Source organism: Paenibacillus lutimineralis (assembly GCF_003991425.1).
Taxonomy (GTDB): Bacteria; Bacillota; Bacilli; order Paenibacillales; family Paenibacillaceae; genus Fontibacillus; species Fontibacillus lutimineralis.
This window is the reverse complement of sequence record NZ_CP034346.1, coordinates 4,963,880-4,984,290: the sequence shown is the minus strand read 5'-3', so window position 1 is coordinate 4,984,290 and position 20,411 is coordinate 4,963,880. Positions and strand designations below refer to the sequence as shown.

General features: G+C 46.6%; 13 protein-coding genes. 12 read left to right on the top strand and 1 reads right to left on the bottom strand.

Annotation, left to right across the window (positions count from 1 at the left end; all coding sequences use genetic code 11):
• The first annotated feature begins 11 nt into the window (after positions 1-11).
• The 8 genes from EI981_RS22125 to EI981_RS22090 all read left to right on the top strand — a co-directional run bounded on the left by EI981_RS22125 (position 12) and on the right by EI981_RS22090 (position 15,207).
• Complete coding sequence (locus EI981_RS22125) at positions 12-974, top strand: ABC transporter permease (RefSeq protein ID WP_127001945.1); 963 nt, start codon at positions 12-14, stop codon at positions 972-974.
• Between the two features lie 30 nt (positions 975-1,004).
• Entirely contained in the window at positions 1,005-1,898 is an 894-nt protein-coding gene (locus tag EI981_RS22120) for a carbohydrate ABC transporter permease (protein ID WP_127001939.1), read from the top strand.
• 115 nt (positions 1,899-2,013) lie between these two features.
• Positions 2,014-3,705 carry an extracellular solute-binding protein gene (locus EI981_RS22115; RefSeq protein WP_127001937.1) on the top strand — a complete coding sequence of 564 codons (1,692 nt, stop codon included), beginning with the start codon at positions 2,014-2,016 and terminating at the stop codon, positions 3,703-3,705.
• A gap of 149 nt (positions 3,706-3,854) precedes the next feature.
• Positions 3,855-5,444, top strand: coding sequence for a response regulator (locus EI981_RS22110; protein WP_127001935.1), 1,590 nt, complete (start codon positions 3,855-3,857; stop codon positions 5,442-5,444).
• Between the two features lie 72 nt (positions 5,445-5,516).
• Positions 5,517-7,235 (top strand): cache domain-containing sensor histidine kinase, encoded by a 1,719-nt coding sequence (locus EI981_RS22105; RefSeq protein WP_127001933.1) that lies wholly within the window; start codon positions 5,517-5,519, stop codon positions 7,233-7,235.
• Between the two features lie 117 nt (positions 7,236-7,352).
• A complete protein-coding gene (locus EI981_RS22100; protein ID WP_127001931.1) occupies positions 7,353-8,585 on the top strand; it encodes an MDR family MFS transporter in 1,233 nt (410 codons plus the stop codon).
• A 128-nt stretch (positions 8,586-8,713) separates the two neighbouring features.
• Positions 8,714-8,947, top strand: a complete 234-nt coding sequence (locus EI981_RS22095) for a hypothetical protein (protein WP_127001929.1) — start codon at positions 8,714-8,716, stop codon at positions 8,945-8,947.
• A gap of 248 nt (positions 8,948-9,195) precedes the next feature.
• Positions 9,196-15,207 (top strand): S-layer homology domain-containing protein, encoded by a 6,012-nt coding sequence (locus EI981_RS22090; RefSeq protein ID WP_127001927.1) that lies wholly within the window; start codon positions 9,196-9,198, stop codon positions 15,205-15,207.
• A 69-nt stretch (positions 15,208-15,276) separates the two neighbouring features.
• Here EI981_RS22090 and trpS read toward each other — a convergent pair whose 3' ends face one another.
• Complete coding sequence (gene trpS, locus EI981_RS22085) at positions 15,277-16,263, bottom strand: tryptophan--tRNA ligase (RefSeq protein WP_127001925.1); 987 nt, start codon at positions 16,261-16,263, stop codon at positions 15,277-15,279.
• A 645-nt stretch (positions 16,264-16,908) separates the two neighbouring features.
• On the opposite strand from trpS, the gene EI981_RS22080 reads away from it, so the two are divergent.
• The 4 genes from EI981_RS22080 to EI981_RS22065 all read left to right on the top strand — a co-directional run bounded on the left by EI981_RS22080 (position 16,909) and on the right by EI981_RS22065 (position 20,319).
• Entirely contained in the window at positions 16,909-18,042 is a 1,134-nt protein-coding gene (locus EI981_RS22080; protein WP_127001923.1) for an outer membrane lipoprotein-sorting protein, read from the top strand.
• A 213-nt stretch (positions 18,043-18,255) separates the two neighbouring features.
• A complete protein-coding gene (gene alr, locus EI981_RS22075) occupies positions 18,256-19,440 on the top strand; it encodes an alanine racemase (RefSeq protein ID WP_127004889.1) in 1,185 nt (394 codons plus the stop codon).
• A gap of 243 nt (positions 19,441-19,683) precedes the next feature.
• Complete coding sequence (locus EI981_RS22070) at positions 19,684-19,965, top strand: CopG family ribbon-helix-helix protein (RefSeq protein WP_082790021.1); 282 nt, start codon at positions 19,684-19,686, stop codon at positions 19,963-19,965.
• Positions 19,966-19,968: 3 nt separating this feature from the next.
• Positions 19,969-20,319: a type II toxin-antitoxin system PemK/MazF family toxin gene (locus tag EI981_RS22065; RefSeq protein ID WP_068779893.1), complete on the top strand. Its 351-nt coding sequence runs from the start codon at positions 19,969-19,971 to the stop codon at positions 20,317-20,319.
• Positions 20,320-20,411: the final 92 nt, after the last annotated feature.

The window sequence follows — 20,411 nt, the reverse complement described above, 5'->3', positions numbered from 1 at the left end:
AGGAACTAGTCATGGCACAGCTTTCCATGAAGCAGACGATCAATTCTGAGCCAAAGGGAAAGTTTAAGGCGGGGCTTGTCCGGTTTTACAGGCAGCTTGATTTGCAGCTTATGGTCATACCCGCTTTAATCTTAATCTTTATTTTTAGTTATATTCCGATGTATGGGATTATGATTGCTTTTCAGGATTACAAGATCGGACATAGCTTTTCGAGCAGCCCTTGGGTAGGGATGAAGCATTTTATTTATTTCTTTAATTCACCTGAATTTGGAACGGTCATGCGCAATACGATCGTGATCAGCTTGCTGAAGTTCTTAATAGGATTTCCGGCACCGATCTTCCTGGCGCTGATACTGAACGAAGTTAGAAAGATGGCGTTCAAGCGCGTTGTACAGACGATCACCTATTTACCGCACTTTATGTCCTGGGTAATTCTTGGCGGCTTGGTTACTACCATGCTTGCGGTGGATGGGGGCAGCATAAATATGCTGCTGGAGAAGCTGAATTTAATCGACAAGCCGATTACCTTCTTGTCGTTGCCAGAATATTTCTGGGGAATTCTCGTAACGACGAATGTGTGGAAAGAAATTGGCTTCGGTTCCATTGTATATCTGGCTGCGATTGCAGGGGTAGATCCCCACACTTATGAAGCAGCGTCAATCGATGGTGCGAGCCGTTTCAAGCAGATCTATATGATCACACTTCCTTCGATAATGCCAGTCGTCTCGATCTTTATGATTCTGGCTATCGGCAATTTGGTTAGCGCAGGTTTTGAAGATATTTTGATCCTGGCTGCTGATCCGGCAATTCGCGATGTATCTGATGTGCTGGATACTTATGTCGTTCGAGTCGGTATTACCAATTACCGTTATTCTTATGCGACTGCTGTAGGCGTGTTTAAGGCAGTGGTTAGCGTCGGCTTGCTCACAATAGCGAACTTTGTGGCCAGAAAGAGCGGCAACAGCTTATGGTAAAAGGCACACGAACAGAGGAGGAATTGGGACATGCGCGATAGCCTTGGGGACCGCATCATGGTCATATGCATCTATACATTTTTGATCTTGTTCGCAATAACAACGTTATATCCATTCTTGAATGCCCTGGCCATTTCGTTCAACCAGGGGCTGGATACCTCCAAGGGTGGACTTACTATCTGGCCTAGAGTATTCACATTTGAGAACTATAAATTTGTGTTCAAAGACGAACGGTTGATGAGCGGGTTTGTAATCTCAGTGCTACGTACAATTATCGGCACTATCACATCGATTCTATGCACCGCAATATTCGCTTACGGTATGTCGAAGCGCGAGCTTATGGGCCGTAAATACTATATGGTTATGTGTATTATTACGATGTACTTCGGGGGCGGATTGATTCCTACTTTCATGCTGATTCGCAACCTCGGCTTAATGAACTCTTTCTGGGTATATATCATTCCTGGATTGATAGGGGTCTGGAATATGATCATCTTCCGAACCTTCTTCAACGGCCTGCCTAACGGTCTTGAGGAGTCGGCCAAAATTGACGGCTGCGGCAACTGGGGTACTTTATTCCGCATTGTACTTCCTTTGTCTGGCCCAGTTATCGCGACGCTGGCACTGTTCACAGCTGTTGCACACTGGAATGAATGGTTCTTGGCCGGGATCTATATATCGGATCAGAATCTATATCCGATTCAGACAATTCTAAGGCAGATTCTGCTATCTAATATCGTAAGTGAAACAGCAGCGAATTTAGATTCCGCCTCACTTGCTCGTATGCAACAGGCCAAGACTGTAACTAGCAAATCGTTGTCAATGGCTACAATGATGGTTGCGACTCTTCCAATCATCAGTGTATATCCGTTCGTTCAGAAGTACTTCGTGAAGGGTGTTCTGGTAGGTTCTTTGAAAGAGTAGTCTTGGGAATTCAACAGTAATTTAGATGTTATAATTAACATCGCCTTGGAGAGGGTTTAGAGCGCTTGCTTTAAACATAAATAAAATTAGTGTTTGAAAGGGGAAGAAACAGCGTATGAAGAAAAGGAGTAGGCTGATCGTCAATGTCTTGTCGGTGCTGATGATTGTTGCGTTAATCGCAGGTTGTTCCGGCAAAGGCGGTAACACCGCGCAAGAACCTAATAGTTCTAATACGGGGAATAAACAGGAGCAGAATGCTCAGAACAATGCTCAGAGCGAAGGACCAGCTCTTTATGAACTGGGCAAGGAGCCGCTGAACATTACCTTGTACGGTAACTATGACTGGTACACAATGCCGAAGTGGGGCGAAGATCCTATTTCTGCAACCAAGTGGGTGCAGGATAACAAGAAAGTAACAGTTACCGAGATTCCTAACGGAGGCAACGCTGCACAAAAGTTGAACACTATGATTGCTTCTGGTGAACTTCCCGACATTATTTGGGGTGAACGTGGTGCGGACGTAGAACGTCTGCGTGAAGCTGGCTTGCTTGTACCGCTGGATGATTATATCGATAAATATCCTAACTTGAAAAAATGGCTTGACCCAGTAGCTCTTAATATGCTTCGCTCTCCAGATGGTAAACTGTATCAATTCCCGAACTGGTATACAAATCGTCCGAACGGGAATGCAGGCTGGGTAGTGAATAAGAAGATCTATAAAGAGCTTGGCGAGCCTAAGCTGGAGACTACCGATGATCTGTACGCTTACTTGAAGCAGGTTAAGGAGAAGTTCCCTAAAGTAGTTCCGTTCGAGACCGACCTGGCGAAAGAAGGACATGGTCTGGATCAAATTTACTCTGCATTCAAGGAAGACAACTTTACCTTTACTAGATTCTTCGCTGTACCGGACGGAGATAAGATGAAGTCAATCTATAAGGATGAACCGTTCCGTGAATCCGTCGTGTTTGCTGCTAAATTGTTCCGCGAAGGTTTGATGACGCAGGACGCAATGACTCAAACACGTGACCAGGTGGATGAGAAATTGATTAACGGCCGTGTAGCTGTATATGCATCAGCTAACCCTACCGTATATGCAATGACGGCTGACGCAGAACTGAGAAAGAAAGATCCGACAGACGGCTATTTCATGGTATGGCCGATTCATAAAGAAGGACTTGATAAGAACAAGATTTATCCGGGGACTTATAATAAGTTAGGCTGGAACGCAGCCGTAATTACGACTAGTGCAAAAAATCCAGAAGCTGTATTTGCATTCCTGGATTGGTGGACCGGTCCTGAAGGTACAACGCTTCAATTCTGGGGTCTTGAAGGTGAGTACTGGCAAGGATATGAGGAAGACGGATACACGCCTAAGTTTACTGAGAAGTATGTAACGCAAAGAGATCCGTTGTCGAAGTATCAGAAGGATATGGACCCGGTTATGTGGGTAGGTAACACCGTATTTGCCGATGATACAAAGGGTAAATACGAATCGACATTAGCCGAAGATGAGCGGAACTGGGCAACGTACTGGCAATATCAAATTACGTGGAAGACTCAGGGTGATGCTACGCAGTTCGTGAATATGACGCCATTGCCGGATACTGAGGAAGGTATTGCCTATCAGCGTGTAAAGGATATCTGGTTGCAAGTAAGAGCACAAACTTTGTATACGAAGTCGGATGAAGAGACGCTTGCGCTTCTGGACAGAGCACACGATGATTCGATGGCTGCAGGATTCGAGAAAGTGATGGACTTCTACGTGCAAAAATGGAATGAGAATAAAGCACTTATGAACGGCAACTAATTAATAAACTGGAAGGGACTCGTATTATGGGTCCCTTCTTTGCTAATTTGTTGTAAAGTTATGGGGTAGATACATAAGGATATCTATTCAGGAATAATAGGACAGAGTATACTGGAATATACAACCAATCATCAGGAGGCGTAGTCAGCATGTATAAAGTATTGTTGGCTGATGACGAAATACTGGACCTTGAAGGCATGAAGCAGTTTATCCCCTGGTCTGACCTGGGGCTTGAAGTCGTTGCGGCAGTAAGCAACGGATTTTCCGCTTGTGAAGTGCTGGAACAGCAGGAGATAGATATTCTGGTTACCGATGTTAATATGCCGAATATGTCCGGTCTTGAACTGGCTAGAATCGCGATCCAGAAGAGCGCGAATATACGGATTATTTTCGTAAGCGGTTATCAGGATTTTCATTATGTGAAGCAAGCTCTGTCGCTGAAAGCCTGCAGCTATGTACTCAAGCCTATGGACGATAATGAATTGATCGCCTCGCTAAAGAGCATTATTGAGGAGCTCAGGGAGGAGAAGCGTCGCAAGGAGACCGAGGAGCAGTTCCAACATTTGAAGCCGATGGCTAAGAATGATCTGCTATTCCGCTTGCTTGAAGGCGAGCCGGTCTTGGGAACGAACGAGCAGATGAAGAAGCTGGTCTCAGCCTATGGGCTAGATTACCTTGAAGCGCCACTATCTGTAGCGGTGCTGGAGATCGATGAGCTTAATCTGAAGTCTGCCCGGAATGAATGGAACAAGGTACAAGAATCAATCGCTCGCTTGCCGGATTGGAGTTTGCAGCAGCTGCAAGAGGTTATCCAGGATCAAGGAATGCATTGGTGCAAATTGTCAAGGAATCGGCTGGCGGTAGTGCTTCATAGCCCGCAGCTAGAGCGAAGCATGGAAGAAATGCGCTCTGCTCTGAACTTTGAAATAGCTGTACCCATTACAATCGGCTTAGGCGGGAAGGTAGAAGATATTTTTCGATTGTCTCCCTCCTATAAGCAGGCGCTTGAAGCGCTGGACGGCAAGATGTTCTTCGGGCGTGGCCAATTGATTAGGTATGAGGATGTCCGCAAGGCTCCGGAACTCAAGGATGCCAGAACGCTCGACATTCGACTTGACGCTCTTTTCAAGGCGATGGTTACATATGATCTAGTTAGAATTCACGATGAGATTGATAATTTATTTCTGTCTGCATCGACATTGCGATCCAAGTTCACGATCTACAATCTGGCCACCTACATCATTTTCAAATTGGATCAATATTTACATACCATAGACGAGGACTTGTTCGAGATGCTTGGGATGGAGCTGGATAGTCTCGATGTTGTACTAGAGTTTGAAATGATGGAGGATATTCGTTCCTGGTTAATCAGGCGCGTGTTTGAAATTTCTGAGATGATTCACCAGAAGGAAGCGTCCAAGAACAGCAGGCTGATCCGGGAAATTATGAAGATGGTCAAGGGACGGCTGCATGAGAATATCACCTTGAAGGATATAGCGCAGCAGTTTTCTTTTTCCCCGAACTATTTAGGGTATTTATTTAAGGAAGAGGTGGGCAAGAGCTTCAGCGAGGTGCTCATCACGATGCGCATGGAACGGGCACGCGAGCTGTTGAAGGACCCGACATTGAAAATTTACGAGGTTGCCGACCGGGTTGGGTACCGTTACATCCCATATTTCAGTAAGCAGTTCAGAGAGACCTTCGGAATGACACCGGCCGAGTATCGCAAACGAGAATGATGACGGAGGGTGAGTATGCCAGCCCCTATATTGCAGAGAAAAATGAAGTTTGTACCCTTTGGGTATAAGCTAATGTTGACATATATGGTCTTTATCATTATTCCGGTCATAGCGATCGGTTATTTCTCGCATACGATGTACCAGGACTCGATCCGCAAGCAGACAAGGAGCAATATTCAGGGAACGATCACCCAGATCAAAGATAATATTGAATATAAATTGTCCGATGTGGAACGCATCTCTAATATGCTGTATAACGATTACTCGTTAAGTAACGAACTCAGGAGCTATAAGATGGGATGGGACAACCATGAGCGGATTACGAAAATTATCATGCCCAAATTCGATATTGCGCTGAATGCGACGGGACTCAATATCGCCATGTACATATTTCTTGACAATGACACGCTTCCTGAAAAATACAATGGTTCTTTTGAAAATGAGAACCCGGATCTCTTAGAGCGGATTAAGACCTATAACTTGTATCATCTGGACCGTATAGAGGACAAGAACTGGCATCAGAACTTCCCTGAGGAGAAGATAGGACAGACCATGGTCTGGCAGAAGGTAGAGCGCGACTATGAGTTGGGCCGAATTTCATTGCTCAGACGCTTGGTTGACATGAGAAATCCGTTAAACTTAAAGGAAGTCGGATTCATGCGATTCAGCGTACGCAAGCAGGAGCTGTTCCAAGCAGTAGATTATACGAAGATTGGAGATGGCGGCGCTCTTTTAATTAGGGATGAGAACGGGAACATTATGTACCTGTCCGGCCAAATGCCGGATATGATCGATCAGGTAAACGGCACAGTGGATAAAGATAATTACCTCGTTATTAAGGACAATGTCGGTAATCAGAATTGGGAACTGGTCGCTTACGTGCCGATGACAGTCATGGAGCGTGACTCGGCCCGGGTGAAGATGTTCATCATTGCGATCTGTCTCCTCTGCCTCGTCGTATTTACTTTTGCCGGGATGTTTATTTCACGCTACTTCTCAATTCGGATGAATAAGGTCGTCTCTGTACTGAACGCCTATCGCGAAGGTGAGTTGCATAAGCGGATGGGGTACAGCGGGAAGGATGAGTTCTCAGAGATTGCTTCGGCCTTGAATGAGATGGGACAAAATATCAATCATCTGATCGAAGAAGTATATGTGACCCAGATCGAGAAAAAAGAGGCTGAGCTGGAATCGCTGCAGGCGCAGATCAATCCACATTTTCTGTATAATACCTTGTCATCGATCAGCAGGTTGGCCAAGTTCGGTCAGATCGACAAGCTGCAGCAAATGGTACTCGACCTGGCCAAGTTCTACCGACTGTCCTTAAATGAAGGGCGAACCTTGATTCCCGTTCGCAGCGAGCTAGAGCAGGCTGAGGCATATATGAGCATCCAGAAGACGAAATTCGGCGATGAGGTTACAATTGATTATGATATTGATCCGGCCATCGGGAAATATGAGACGATCAAATTGATATTACAGCCTTTTATAGAGAATGCGTTCGAGCATGCCCGGATGGGGGATTCTCTAAATATTCGTATCGTCGGCCGTCTTGAAGGGAAACAGATCATATTCAAAATTATCGATAACGGAGTAGGGATGTCAGCAGAACGGATTAGACAGATTTTCGATCCGATTGAAGGGCTCAACACTGGCTTCGGGATCCGCAATGTGCATAGTAGAATTCAACTTCATTTTGGTAGTGAATACGGGGTTACAATCGGCAGCGGACGCGGAATCGGCACGACCGTGCAGATCGTGATTCCTGCTAGAGAGAGCGGCAAGACATAGATAGATTGGGTTCTGGAACCTGAAATTCGGGATACCAGGCCCTTTTCTTTTTTTATTGACAGGAGCCAAGTGAAGGGGAATAATCTGATAGACTACTTCGCAAAAGGGAGGCATCCAATGAATACACAGTTGAAGCAGATTCATCCATTATGCTGGACCATTATTGCTGGAACGATCTTCGGCAGGATGGCCACTTCGATGAGCATTCCATTTTTATCGATATATTTGATTAAATTTCTGCATTCGACTCCGGCAGAAGCGGGGGCGGTCGTCGCGGTCAGCTCTCTGATAGGTGTCTTCGCCAGCTTCTATGGTGGATATATTTCCGATGTTATCGGGCGGAAATCGGTTCTATTCATTTCGGTATTTGGCTGGTCGCTTGTCTTCTTCGGCTTTGCGGCAGCAGACCGGATCTGGGTCTTCTTCATGATGAACGCCCTGAACGGATTATGCCGTGCTATGTTCGAGCCAACCTCCAGGGCGCTGCTAGCCGATATTACACCACGGGAGAACAAGCTACTCATTTTCAATCTCCGCTATGCGGCCATCAATATCGGGGTAGTGTTTGGACCGCTGCTCGGCATGTGGTTAGGAACGACACAATCGGGTTTGGGCTTTCTTATCGCGGGTATAGTGTATCTGAGCTATGGCGTGTTACTTGTCGTACAGTTTCTTGCTCATCGTGAGATTGGAGGGGCGATGCCTTCAGGCGGTGATCGATTAACCTTGTCAGAGGCTTTACGAGTAACTGGTAAAGACCGTACTTTTATGTATGTGTTGATTGGCATGATTTTTTGTGTACTCGGTTACGGATATTTTGACTCCACGCTTGCCCAGTATATGGAGATGAGCCCCTATGTCACAGACGGTGCGAAATGGTTCGGGTACATGATCTCATTGAACGCTGTCGTGGTGCTGATCGTGCAGTATCCAATCGTCAAATTCGTCAGTCGTTTCTCCCCGGCACTACCCCTAATAGCAGGCAATCTTCTAGTTGCTATAAGCATGCTCGTATTTGGCAGCTTTCATCAGATATGGACTTTTATGCTTGGAGTTGTCATATTCACGATCGGGGAAGTACTGATGTTTACCATGACAGATGTACTAGTCGATCGCATTGCCAAACCAGATTTACGGGGCACCTATTTTGGCGTGTTCGGCTTTAACAATTTTGGAAATGTATTGGCTCCATTACTTGGCGGATTGCTGCTTAATTCTTTGGGTGCTGCCTCTGCAGCGCTGATCTTCGCCATTTTGGCGCTTACGACGGTGTGTGGCATCCCCTTCTTGTTCAGAGCACATCGGCAACTGCAACGAACAAGTGGGTATACGGATCATCAGGCGGCCTAAGAGGCTTATACTTAAATAGAGAGTCGTTCGTATCGGCCCAATAACATATCGATGTTCACCGGTGTTAGCCCACACTCTACTGGGGATGTGCGCATATATTGTGCCAAGACCACAGGAGGTGAGCGCATTTGGCGACATCAATCGGTTATCGAGAAGCTCGAAAATATGTGAATAAGCGTGTTAAGATCAAGACAAAGACAGGCGCTGTTCTATACGGGACGATCATTAAGGTCTCGGACAAGAAGCTGCTGCTTAAGGTGACCGGGGTTCATAATAAGGGTAGCAAGGCGCACGCTACTTTCTTCCCGTTCATTTTGCCGCTCGTATTATTCGATTTGCTAGCTATCATCCTCTTGTTATGAGGATCCCGTAAAAGTAGAAGAATATATTAGAACGGAGTGAAAAACCGGTGGAGTTTATATCCGCCGGTTTTGTTTTTTAGAGAGGTCAGATTCTATGAATTTCTGAATATCATTTAGTTTTTAGTAGATCTATTTTTAACAAATCCTTAATACTGTCCAAATACACCGGTTGTACCCTAGTAGAAGTGTCGAAAGAAGACGAGGGATCAAACGAGCTTACATTATGGACTAAGGAGAGTGTTAAGATCTTGAAAATTTTAGTACGAGGCACACGGTGGATTTCATTGCTCGTCATGAGCTGTTTACTGATGGGACTGGTCGTTCCAGCTGGATTAGCGAAGGCGATGGACTTGCAGATTAATCACGTTCCTTCCGCTGCATATAAGCAGCAGGATTATATGATCGATGCTGCTATTACTAGTAATGGACAAACAGTAACGGGAGCGGTATATTATGCGGTCGATGCACAACCACAAGCTCCGATTTCGCTAGATTGGATAGCAGATAGTACATATCAGGCCGTTATCCCGGCAGATAGCCTTGAAGGTCAGCAGCTCGATTATTATATCGAGGTGGCTGAAGAGGGCGGGTCATCGATTCGGTCAACGGGGTATCATGTAGAGCTTCAGGATATTAGCGGCGTGCCGGGAGGAACTAACAGTTCCCCTGATTTGTTAATCACGGAGCTAGTACCAGATACGGACAATGTGTCTGGCTCAGACGCCTATGAATATGTAGAGGTATATAACAATACGGACAAGACGATTCAATTCGGTCAAAATTACTATTTTTACTATAATAATAAAGACAAATGGACACCGGCTTCTAATATCTCGATTCCAGCACATTCACCTATTGTTTTCTGGGTTATGAATGGGGTGAACGAGACGATCGATGAGAAGGAGTTTATCCGTAACTTCAGTGCGGCCGCTGATCTTGTAGAAGGTGTGAATCTATTCCGGATCAATGGTAACGGGGGGATGGCCAATACAGCATCTCGTAATATTCAAATCCGCAGCGCAGTTGATGACACCGTCATCGTATCGGCATCTTATGATAAAGAGCATGTCTCGTTAAATAAGGGGATCGTGTACCAGCTCCCAGATACGAACCGTGTGGATATGGTCCTCCTTCCAACCGCCGGGAAGACCCCGGCAACGCCAGGGATTGTGCAGGATGAACAATTGACTCAGAGAGTGGAAGGGACTCAGCCTGAAATTATTCATTCTCCGGCGGGAGCCGTAAATGTACAGGACTTGGAAATCTTGGCCACTGTGAAGAACCTTGCTGATGGCGTCAATCCTATTCCGGAAGTCCAGCTGCTGTACAAAACGCCTTCACAGGTACGTTATACAATAGTTACGATGAGCAATTCAGGTGGCGAGCAGTATCGCGCTACGATTCCGGCAGCTACTCTGGCAGAGTCTAGACTGGATTATAAGATCCGGGTTAGAAGCACGGTGGAGAGCTATTCTGTAAAAGTGAATATCCCGGAATTTAATGCCGATCACGCACCTCAATTGCTAGTGACAGAGCTTGTACCGAACTCGACGAATGTAACGGGGACTTCTTCCGATGCTTATGAATTTATCGAAATATATAACAATACGGATCAGCCAGTAAACTTCAACAATTATAAAATCTATTATCGCTACCCTGATAAGGGACCAGGATCAGATGTGAAATGGGCTTCGACCAATACTAATTTCAAAATTCCGGCCCAAAAGTCGGTAGTCTTCTGGATCGTCAATAGCATGAACAGCGGTTATACAGTAGAAGATTTCAACAATTTCTATCATACCAATCTAGTATTGAATGATAATCTATTCCAGATTCAGAGCGATGGAATGGCCAACTCAGGCTCCAGAGGCGTCGTGATCAAGACCAACACGGGGCGAGAAATCTCGGCCGCTTACTATAATAGCGCTATACTCTATGATGACGGAACTGCAGGAGATGAGACGAAAGAAGATAAAACGATTGAGTTCAAATATCCTATAGATGGCAGTACGACGATGATTAAGATCAGCTCAGGCATCAACGCGCCTACGCCTGGTATGGTGAATCCTACGCAGGTACCGGCTGTTCCAGTCCATGTGGTACCTGATACGATCGAACCGGATATAGAAGACATGACCGGAGTGACTGTAGTCGATCAGGCAGACACGATTCACCTTCAGGCCTTTGCCAAGGATGATCGTCAGGTGGCCTCTGTTCAGGTATTTATCAAATCTGACAAGCAGCCTGAATACGTCCAGCATAATCTGATAGAGGACTATAACGACAAGCTGTATCATTATAAATTAACATCAGCTGATTTAATCGGCCGCTCGTATATTGAGTATTATTTCGTAGTCTCGGACGGTACGAATGAGATCACGTCCAGTACTGTACGGGTTAACGTGATCGGCGGCCCCGATCACTCTCCGCTTCGTCTAAATGTGAAGGATGGAGAGGTTGTTCACGGAGAGATAACGCTCAAAGGGACAGCGGAACAAGCAGGTCCCGACGAATTACAGCTTCGTATAAATGGACAAGCCTTGAACGAGCAGGATACTTTCCCAGCGCTCGAGCAGGACGCTTACTTCGTATTTGAAGCGAACAGCGTAGACTATTATTTTAAAAATGCGATTACGATGGGGGATCCGGCATTAAAAGACAAGACGATCTTATATACGTTCATGGATCCGATCACTAGCTATACAACATTATCATTTCCAATTGAAGCCAGTCGCCTGCAATTGGGAGAGGATAATACCATCTATATCCGTGCAGGGTCCAAGTCTTCACCTTTTGATGACCGGATAGAAGAGAATAAGGATGATTTTGAGATTAAAAATGTTAGGTTGCTTCTGGCTGATGGCACAGAAATCTGGGATCCTAACTATGCGGTACGTGACAAAGAGATCAAGATGGGAGATAGCGCTGGTAAACAAGAATGGATCGGCTTCCGTTTCAATTTGTCGCCAGAGCTGCTTAAATCTAAGGCTTACTCCTGGGATACTCGTAAAGTAGCCGATGGAGAGCATAGTGTTGAGCTGCTGCATGGTACAGATAAATTAACGTCCACGGTTATTGTTGATAATACTGCTCCTTCGATTCAGGCCACTGTAGAGGACGGCAAGGAATATCGCGGTGAGTTCACAATTGATGCGATCGCGGAGGATCATGGAGCAGGGATAGATCGGCTTGATGCGAAGCTGGATGATCAATCCATCGCCTTGCCTTATGCTACTTCGTCAGGAAAATTAAAGGGGGCAGAGCATGTTCTCGTTCTGGAAGCCGCCGATAAAGTGGGCAATAAGTCGCAAAAGACGATTCGCTTCAGCGTGCCGAACGAGAATCCGAACCTGCCGGAGCTCATATCTCCGCAGCAGGGCCAAGAGAAGGTATCTCTTCGTCCTGATCTGACGGTGAAAGTGACGGACCCAACCGAAGATCCGATGGATGTGTTCTTCTATCGAGGATATAAATATGACGGGAATCGTTCGGAAGGATTCAAAGGTTATAAGAATGCCTCCGATACCGAACCGCCAAAGATGATGGTTCCGCAAGGCGAACAGGCTTTAACTGCACAGGAATATGAAGATATCCGCGCGGTGGATGGTAAGTATTTGGTGAATGATGCGGTGGATCAGTTCCCATATCAGCGTTATGAGATTACTTTGGATCCGTCTATCAAGCCGTCCGATCAAGTAGACATCGTATGGAATGGGCATTCTCTTGAAGGACGGAAAGTTAGTCTGTATGCATGGAGCGAGCCTGCGCAGCAATGGGAGCAGCTTGTCTACAAGATTGCTGGAACAGAGGATTTCGAGCTTAGCGCTAATGTCCTGGTTGGTGACTACATGATCAAGCAGGCGAAGGCTAATACAATACAGATCATGATTCAGGATGAGATCGCTGCCTCCAAATCAGGGCCGGTCAGTGATGATCCATATGATTTCTCCTTCTTATGGATGTCGGATACACAGTATTACTCACAGGACTATCCTTATATTTATCAGAAGAATGTGGAGTGGATCGCTGACAATAAGGACAGGATCAAATTAAAATATGTGATTCACACCGGCGATATCGTCGATAAGGAATACCAGGAATATCAGTGGCTGGAAGCAGATAAGGATATGAAGGTTCTGGAGGATGCCAACATTCCTTATGGCGTATTGGCTGGCAATCATGATGTAGGCCACCAGCAAAATGACTATACGAACTACTGGAAATACTTTGGCGAGGACAGATTCAGGAAGATGCCGACATTCGCCGGCTCGTACGAGAATAACCGCGGTCACTATGACCTTGTTTCCGCAGGAGGCAATGATTTTATCATCGTCTATATGGGTTGGGGATTGGGTGACAAAGAGATCGAATGGATGAATCAGGTCGTCGCAAAATATCCGGAGAGAAAGGCGATTCTGGCCTTGCATGAATACTTGCTAGTATCGAACAATCGTGCTCCGATCGCGGATCAAATCTTCGAGAAGGTTATTAAGCCTAATAAGAACGTGATTGCTGCCTTGAGTGGTCATTATCATGACGCACAGCTGAAAATTGATGAACTGGATGATAACGGGGACGGTATCAGCGACCGCAAGGTGTATCAAATGCTGGCTGATTATCAGGGTGCAGAGGAAGGTGGACTCGGATATATCCGTTTGATGCAGTTCGATATGAAGAATAACAAGTTGCACATGAAGACTTACTCACCTTACTTAGATGATTACAACTATTATGATCCAGAAGTTTACCCAGGCAAAGACGAGTTCTCGCTGGATCTTGATCTGCAGCCGAAGACGAAGCGCGTTGCTACGGATTACATTGGTGTGAAGGTCTATACCGACCAGCTTATCGGTCAGAAGGCGCAGGTAGAGAGCGGTGCAAATGCTTCAGTAGTTTGGAGCGGTCTCACCTCTGATCGTTACTATCAGTGGTATGTTAGAGCAAATGACGAGTTTAGCGGTAGTGCCACCTCCGATATTTGGGGATTCTATACAGGGAGTGTAACAGACCCGGGCCGTCCAGATCCGAATCCTGAGCCGAAACCAGACCCAACTCCTAATCCGGGAACAACCACTCCGGGTGCGGGCAACAATGGAGGGATTGCTCCAAATCCGGGTTCCTCAAGCCAGCTGAAGGATGGAGTTATTGTAGCTGAAGCAGGTAAAGATGGCACTTATTCTGTCAGTAAGCCGGTTCTGGAACAGGCGCTCCAAACCGCAGATGGAACAATCCTGATTCAACTGCAGGAGGCGGGTGAGGCGGCCAAGCTCGATTTGGACACAGCGGTATTGGGACAATTGCAAGAACGCAAGCTGACGATTCGAGTTGAAGCTGGGTCCGTCAGTCTCACGATTCCTGCAACGTCACTGACAAGCGATGCAATTGAAGCGGACAAAGTGACTCTGTATATCGAGACGATTACCAATGCATCTCTTCAGACCGATTTACAGAAAATTTTGAACAGTAATGCAGATTATCGCTCCACGGATCTTGTCTATATACTGCGAATGGTTGCTGTGAAAGCAGGCCAAGAGATACCGATTGAGCGTCTTGGTGGACCGGTTAAGGTAGAGAGAACGCTCGCTCCTGAACAGCTTAACTGGGATTATGCCGATATTTATCGGATTTCTGGCGGTCAAGCTGCATATTTGGGTGGTACCTTTGATAAAGGCAGCCTGGAATTTACAACGGATCAGCTATCTTCGTTCGCTGTACTTGAGTATCATAAGGCTTTTGCGGATGTCGCAGGTACTTGGGCCCAGGAATTCATTCAGAAGCTGACTGCCAAGCATGTGATTACCGGCGTTGATTCGCAGCATTTCCAGCCAAATCAGAAGATTAGCCGTGCCGACTTCGTCACGCTTCTCGTCCGGGCATCCGGACTGCAAGCGAAAGAAGGAGCTTCGCCATTTAATGATGTAGCCTCAAACGCTTACTACGGGGGGTATGTGACAGTGGCTTCGGAGCTTGGACTAATCCAAGGAAGCGGAGGCGCATTCCGTCCACAGGCAGAGATTACGCGTGAGGAAGCAGCTGTTGTCATAGACCGCTGGATGTCTTATTTGCATAAATCCTCGGCAGGCACGGTGGATACAGTCTTCAAAGATAGTGCTGAGATCTCAGCTTGGGCGAAGGAAGCGGTAAACCGTCTGCAGACGCAAAATGTGATCAATGGCAAAGGGAATCATCAATTTGACCCACAGGGTGAGCTCACCCGTGCGGAAGTCGCGAAGATAATCTATGTCGCTATGAACCAATAACTAATCCAAGAGGGTGTCCTTTCAAGCCATGACTATGGCCCAGGGACACCCTCTTTATCGTTCATATATTCAGAAATAATTCATGCTCATCGCTTCTCGAACTTCCTGCATGGTCTCCTGTGCAATCGCACGGGCTCTACGCGTACCGGAGCTGAGAATATCGTCGACATCACCCGGTCTGGATTCGTAGAAGGAACGGCGTTCACGCATCGGTTCCAGAAGGGTGTTCAGCGCCGTGCAAAGTCGCTGCTTGCACTCGGTACAACCGATCGCTCCTTTGGTGCATTCGGCGTAAATCTCAGCGGCCCCTTCAGGCCGGAAAGCATGATGATAGGCGTAGATTGGACAAATATCCGGATGCCCGGGGTCATGCTTGTGTATGCGGGAAGGGTCCGTCACGGCTTTGCGTATCTTCAGCTCAACCTCCGCCGTTGTGGAATCAAGCTCGATCGCGTTGCCGAGACTTTTGCTCATTTTGGCGTTACCGTCCGTACCGATTAAGCGGGAATTTTCGCTGATGATCGGACGTGGCTCCGCAAATACCGGTCGATACAACTCGTTGAACCGGCGGGCAATTTTACGAGTTAATTCCAGATGGGGCAGTTGATCCTCGCCCACAGGCACAACCGTGGCTTTGCAGAACAGGATGTCTGCAGTTTGACTGATGGGATAGCCCAGAAAGCCGTAGTACATTTCGTCCAGACCGCTGTTCTTGGATTCGGCCTTAATCGTTGGATTATGACGCAGTGAATTGACGGTAACGAACATAGAGAAGAAGACGGTCAGCTCGGCGATCTCTGGAATCATCGATTGGACGAATATCGTAGATTGCTCAGGATCAATGCCGACTGCTAAATAATCGAGCGTGATGCCTCTCAGAGCGTTACGAAGTCTCTCGGGATTTGCGAAATGGGTTGTCAGTGCCTGTACATCGGCCAGTAGGATATAGGATTCATATTGACTCTGCAGAGCAACGCGGTTTTGCAGGCTTCCTGCATAATGCCCAAGATGGAGCTTGCCGGTTACTCGGTCGCCAGTTAGGATACGTTCTTTCATGGATAGTCTCCTCCTTGTAATGGGGACAGCCATCCTGAGGGATGACCGTTATGGATATGGCGCAGCCAAAGCTGCAACTATTCAACTGCATGATATCTGCTTGCCACCACCAGCCATCTTCCATGGTCATCACCTCCTTAAAGTGCGTGTTAAACAAAGCTCTTAAAAACAAAAAAACCTCGCTCCAATAAGGACGAAGTTATCGTGGTACCACCTTAATTCACCGCGCATCAGAACTAGGCTACCTTGAGTAGAGCCTGACAGTTCCTGATTGGCGATTTCTCTTCACGGTACGAAAGATATCAAATGATGAAATCTCGGATACCGTTCCCGTTGATAACGGTGGGAAGCCCGGCTAAGCCTACTGTGCAACAGCGGCGGTTCGGTTAGCAACTCGGAAGGCCATTCAATATTGCGCTGGACACCGGTTCGCAGCTTCCACCGGCTCTCTGTAGGTCCCTGAGACGCAAATTTACTTACCCTTCTTCACGGTTGTTGAATATAACTGAAGTTTACTCCATTTGCCTCGCTCTGGTCAATACACATACTTCCTTGCCGGCTTGTCAAGCTAGTCTGCATAATCGGCCAAGTTCCCTCATAGACATGTATCAGTTTAGGAAAACAAACTGCAGAGGGGATGATCTCATGCGTCGGATCACGTGGATGCTGACAATCATAATAGTGTTTGGCATCGTAATGACCGCATGCGGGAAAAAAGACGCCGCAGGTGTCGTTAAGGATTTGGACAAAGTCGTAACCAAACTGGAGAGCTACCAGACATCCGGTACGATGACCTTGTATACCGGTGATAGTCCACAGGAATACAAGGTGGAGGTATGGCATCAGAAGCCATCCTATTACCGGATAGCACTCACGAACGCGCAGAAGAATATCACTCAGATCGTGCTGCGCAATGACCAAGGCGTCTATGTACTGACACCAAGCCTCAACAAGAGCTTCCGCTTCCAGAGCGACTGGCCGGAGAACCAAGGTCAGGTGTACTTGTACCAGACATTGATACGCAGCATTCTAAGCGATAGCTCACGGCAGTTTGTAAGCGATAAGGACAGTTATGTATTCGATGTGGCTGCGAATTACAATACTCATGCCTTAGTACGCCAGAAGATTTGGCTGAACAAGGAGAACTACGCACCGAAGCAGGTTCAAGTGTCTGATGCCCAGGCGAAGGTCGTTGTGGAAGTGAAATTCGATAAGTTCGATTTCAATACCAAATTTGATGACAAATCATTCGATATGCAGCGTAATCTGGATGCAGCTGCGCAGGATGCAAAGGGAACTATGCTTGAGGTAGACGAGAACGGAATGCTGATTGAGAAAGTACCGTCGGCTGACGAGACTGGAGCAGGAACGGACACAGGCTCACCGGATGCTGCGGCGAACGGGCAAGGGACTGAAGAACCATCTTCTCCGGCCCTCTCGGAACCATTCGGGGTCATCGTTCCTACTTATTTACCAGAAGGAGTAGTATACAGTGACAGCAAGGCGGTAGAAGATAGTGATCGCAGCATTGTCATACAAAGATATGAAGGGGCTTATCAATTTACGATATCCGAGACAAGAGCAGCGGATCGGGCTACATCACTTGTTCCAAGTGAAGTGGTAGACTTAGGATTCACGACAGGCTGGCTCGCAGGCGATGATTTACAGACCTTGAGCTGGACGATTGATGGACTTGAATTCCGGATTACAAGCGATAATCTGCCTGTTACGGAAATGGTGAAGATCGCATCCTCGATGCAGGACCAGACAGGTAAATAATGGGGAGAAGGCGGTTTACGGTTCATCCTGACGGTGTATTTTCCCGGCGGGAGAACCGTATTTCCGTCTTTTTTTGTCCTTGTCCAAAATATTACTTCACATAATTGCAAATATGAGGCTTGCAGCGGAATTGACATGAGAACCTCATAACATTACGATAATTGTATCGTTTGGCATGGACTTTTTGAAAACAATGGAGAAGGTGACTTGAAAGTGCAAGTGAATTATCGACCCACACGAGCGGAAATAGATCTGGATGCACTCGGTGCCAATTATGAAGCATTTCGCCGCAGACTGCCTGAAGGAATCAAGTTTTTAGCCTGCGTAAAGGCCAATGCTTATGGACATGGAGCGGTTCCGATCTCCCGGGAGCTCGAGACGCTGGGAGCCGACTATCTTAGCGTAGCATTCTTGGATGAAGCACTGGAGCTAAGAAATGCGGGAATTACCCTGCCGATACTGGTTCTTGGATACACGCCTCCGCAAGGAGTGCGGACCGCTTGGGAACACGATATTACGCTTAACGTGTTCAGTGAGGAAGTACTTGATACGATTGTGACGCTAGATCCTGCAGAATTTACGAATAAGCTGAAGGTCCATATCAAAATTGATTCCGGCATGGGACGTCTTGGTCTGCAGCCGGGGGAAGAAGCCGTTGATTTTATTCGTCGGGCGATGCAAATACCGCATGTGGAAGTGGAAGGGCTGTTTACTCATTTTGCAACCGCGGATGAAAGAGACAAAAGCTATACATTAGAACAATACGAACGTTTTCAGGGCGTGGTAGATGCGCTTCGGGATCAGGAAATGCATATTCCTATAATACATACGGGTAATAGCGCTATCGCAATCGATTTACCGGAATTGACCTGCCAGATGGATCGGATCGGTATCGCATTATATGGTCTGTATCCTTCAGATGAAGTTGTGAAGGAGCAGGTTCAGCTGAAGCCGATCTTGTCGTTGAAGACGCAGGCGGTCTGGGTGAAGACAGTACCGCCCGATTCGGCCATTAGCTACGGAGCCAAATACATCACCGATGGGGAAGAGCGGATTGCTACCCTTCCAATCGGCTATGCTGATGGTTATTCCCGGATGATGAGCGGTAAGGCGCAGGTATTGATACGCGGATACCGTGTCCCTGTTGTAGGAACGATTTGTATGGACCAATGTATGGTGTCATTACAATCTTTGGCTGAAAATGCTGAAGAAATTCAAGCCGGCGAAGAGGTTGTACTCATCGGTCAGCAATTGGGCGAGGAAATTACCGCTGAAGAGTTGGCTGCCTTGATTGGAACGATTAATTATGAACTGGTATGTATGATGGCCCATCGAGTTGCACGGGTGTATACACGTAAAGGCGTGACAGAATCAGTACTAAATCCGCTTATTTCGTAAAAACCTGACAAAAACCAACAAAACTTTTATGACTGGGAAGGATTTTATGCCTAGGTTATCGAATGATAGAAATATGGAAAGAATCAGGTGTGTACGGTACTATCATTTTTGTTTATAATGATATGCAGCATACTTGATATACTCTCGGCATATATTTTCTTGTATAAATTCCCTTGAATAATGCTATACTGTGTTTTAATACAAGGGTTTTGGGTCGATAAGGTTTTGGGGGTGGAAGTAAAGGTGGCCAATATGCACAATACCAAACGAATCATGATCAGTTTACCGGATCATCTTTTACAGGAGGTAGATGGGATCGTGGCGATGGAGAATTCCAATCGCAGCGAACTGATTCGGCAAGCCATGAAGCTGTATCTGAACGAGCGAAAGAAGAGATTTATCCGCGAGTCGATGCAGCGGGGTTACATGGAAATGGCTAAGATTAACCTATCCATGGCCTCTGAAGCGTTCCAAGCAGAGGAAGATGCAGACATCACTCTGGACCGCCTAGTAAGCGGGGTGTAACCATTGATCGTAAAGCGCGGTGACGTATTCTTTGCAGACCTTTCCCCGGTAGTTGGTTCTGAACAGGGAGGGGTAAGACCGGTGCTAATCATCCAGAACGATATCGGCAATCGATTTAGCCCAACGGCGATCGTTGCTGCCATCACAGCTCAAATTCAAAAGGCAAAGCTGCCGACTCACGTTGAAATTGATGCAGCGACGCACGGATTTGATCGTGATTCCGTCATTTTGCTGGAACAGATTCGAACGATCGACAAACAAAGATTAACCGACAAAATCACACATTTAGACGATGAGACGATGAAGAAAGTGAATGATGCATTGTTGATTAGTCTAGGTTTGATTGATTTTTAATCATACAGCTTGGAGGCGAAGGCTTTCAAGCTAGCACCCGAGACATCGGGTGCTTTTTTCTTTATAAATCGAACATCAAAAAGCTGGCATCG

What these genes read in the sequence shown, in the direction of transcription:
- EI981_RS22125 (WP_127001945.1), top strand. Translation starts at nt 12, where the DNA reads ATGGCACAGCTTTCCATGAAGCAGACGATCAATTCTGAGCCAAAGGGA.
- EI981_RS22120 (WP_127001939.1), top strand. Translation starts at nt 1,005, where the DNA reads ATGCGCGATAGCCTTGGGGACCGCATCATGGTCATATGCATCTATACA.
- EI981_RS22115 (WP_127001937.1), top strand. Translation starts at nt 2,014, where the DNA reads ATGAAGAAAAGGAGTAGGCTGATCGTCAATGTCTTGTCGGTGCTGATG.
- EI981_RS22110 (WP_127001935.1), top strand. Translation starts at nt 3,855, where the DNA reads ATGTATAAAGTATTGTTGGCTGATGACGAAATACTGGACCTTGAAGGC.
- EI981_RS22105 (WP_127001933.1), top strand. Translation starts at nt 5,517, where the DNA reads ATGTTGACATATATGGTCTTTATCATTATTCCGGTCATAGCGATCGGT.
- EI981_RS22100 (WP_127001931.1), top strand. Translation starts at nt 7,353, where the DNA reads ATGAATACACAGTTGAAGCAGATTCATCCATTATGCTGGACCATTATT.
- trpS (WP_127001925.1), bottom strand. Translation starts at nt 16,263, where the DNA reads ATGAAAGAACGTATCCTAACTGGCGACCGAGTAACCGGCAAGCTCCAT.
- EI981_RS22080 (WP_127001923.1), top strand. Translation starts at nt 16,909, where the DNA reads ATGCGTCGGATCACGTGGATGCTGACAATCATAATAGTGTTTGGCATC.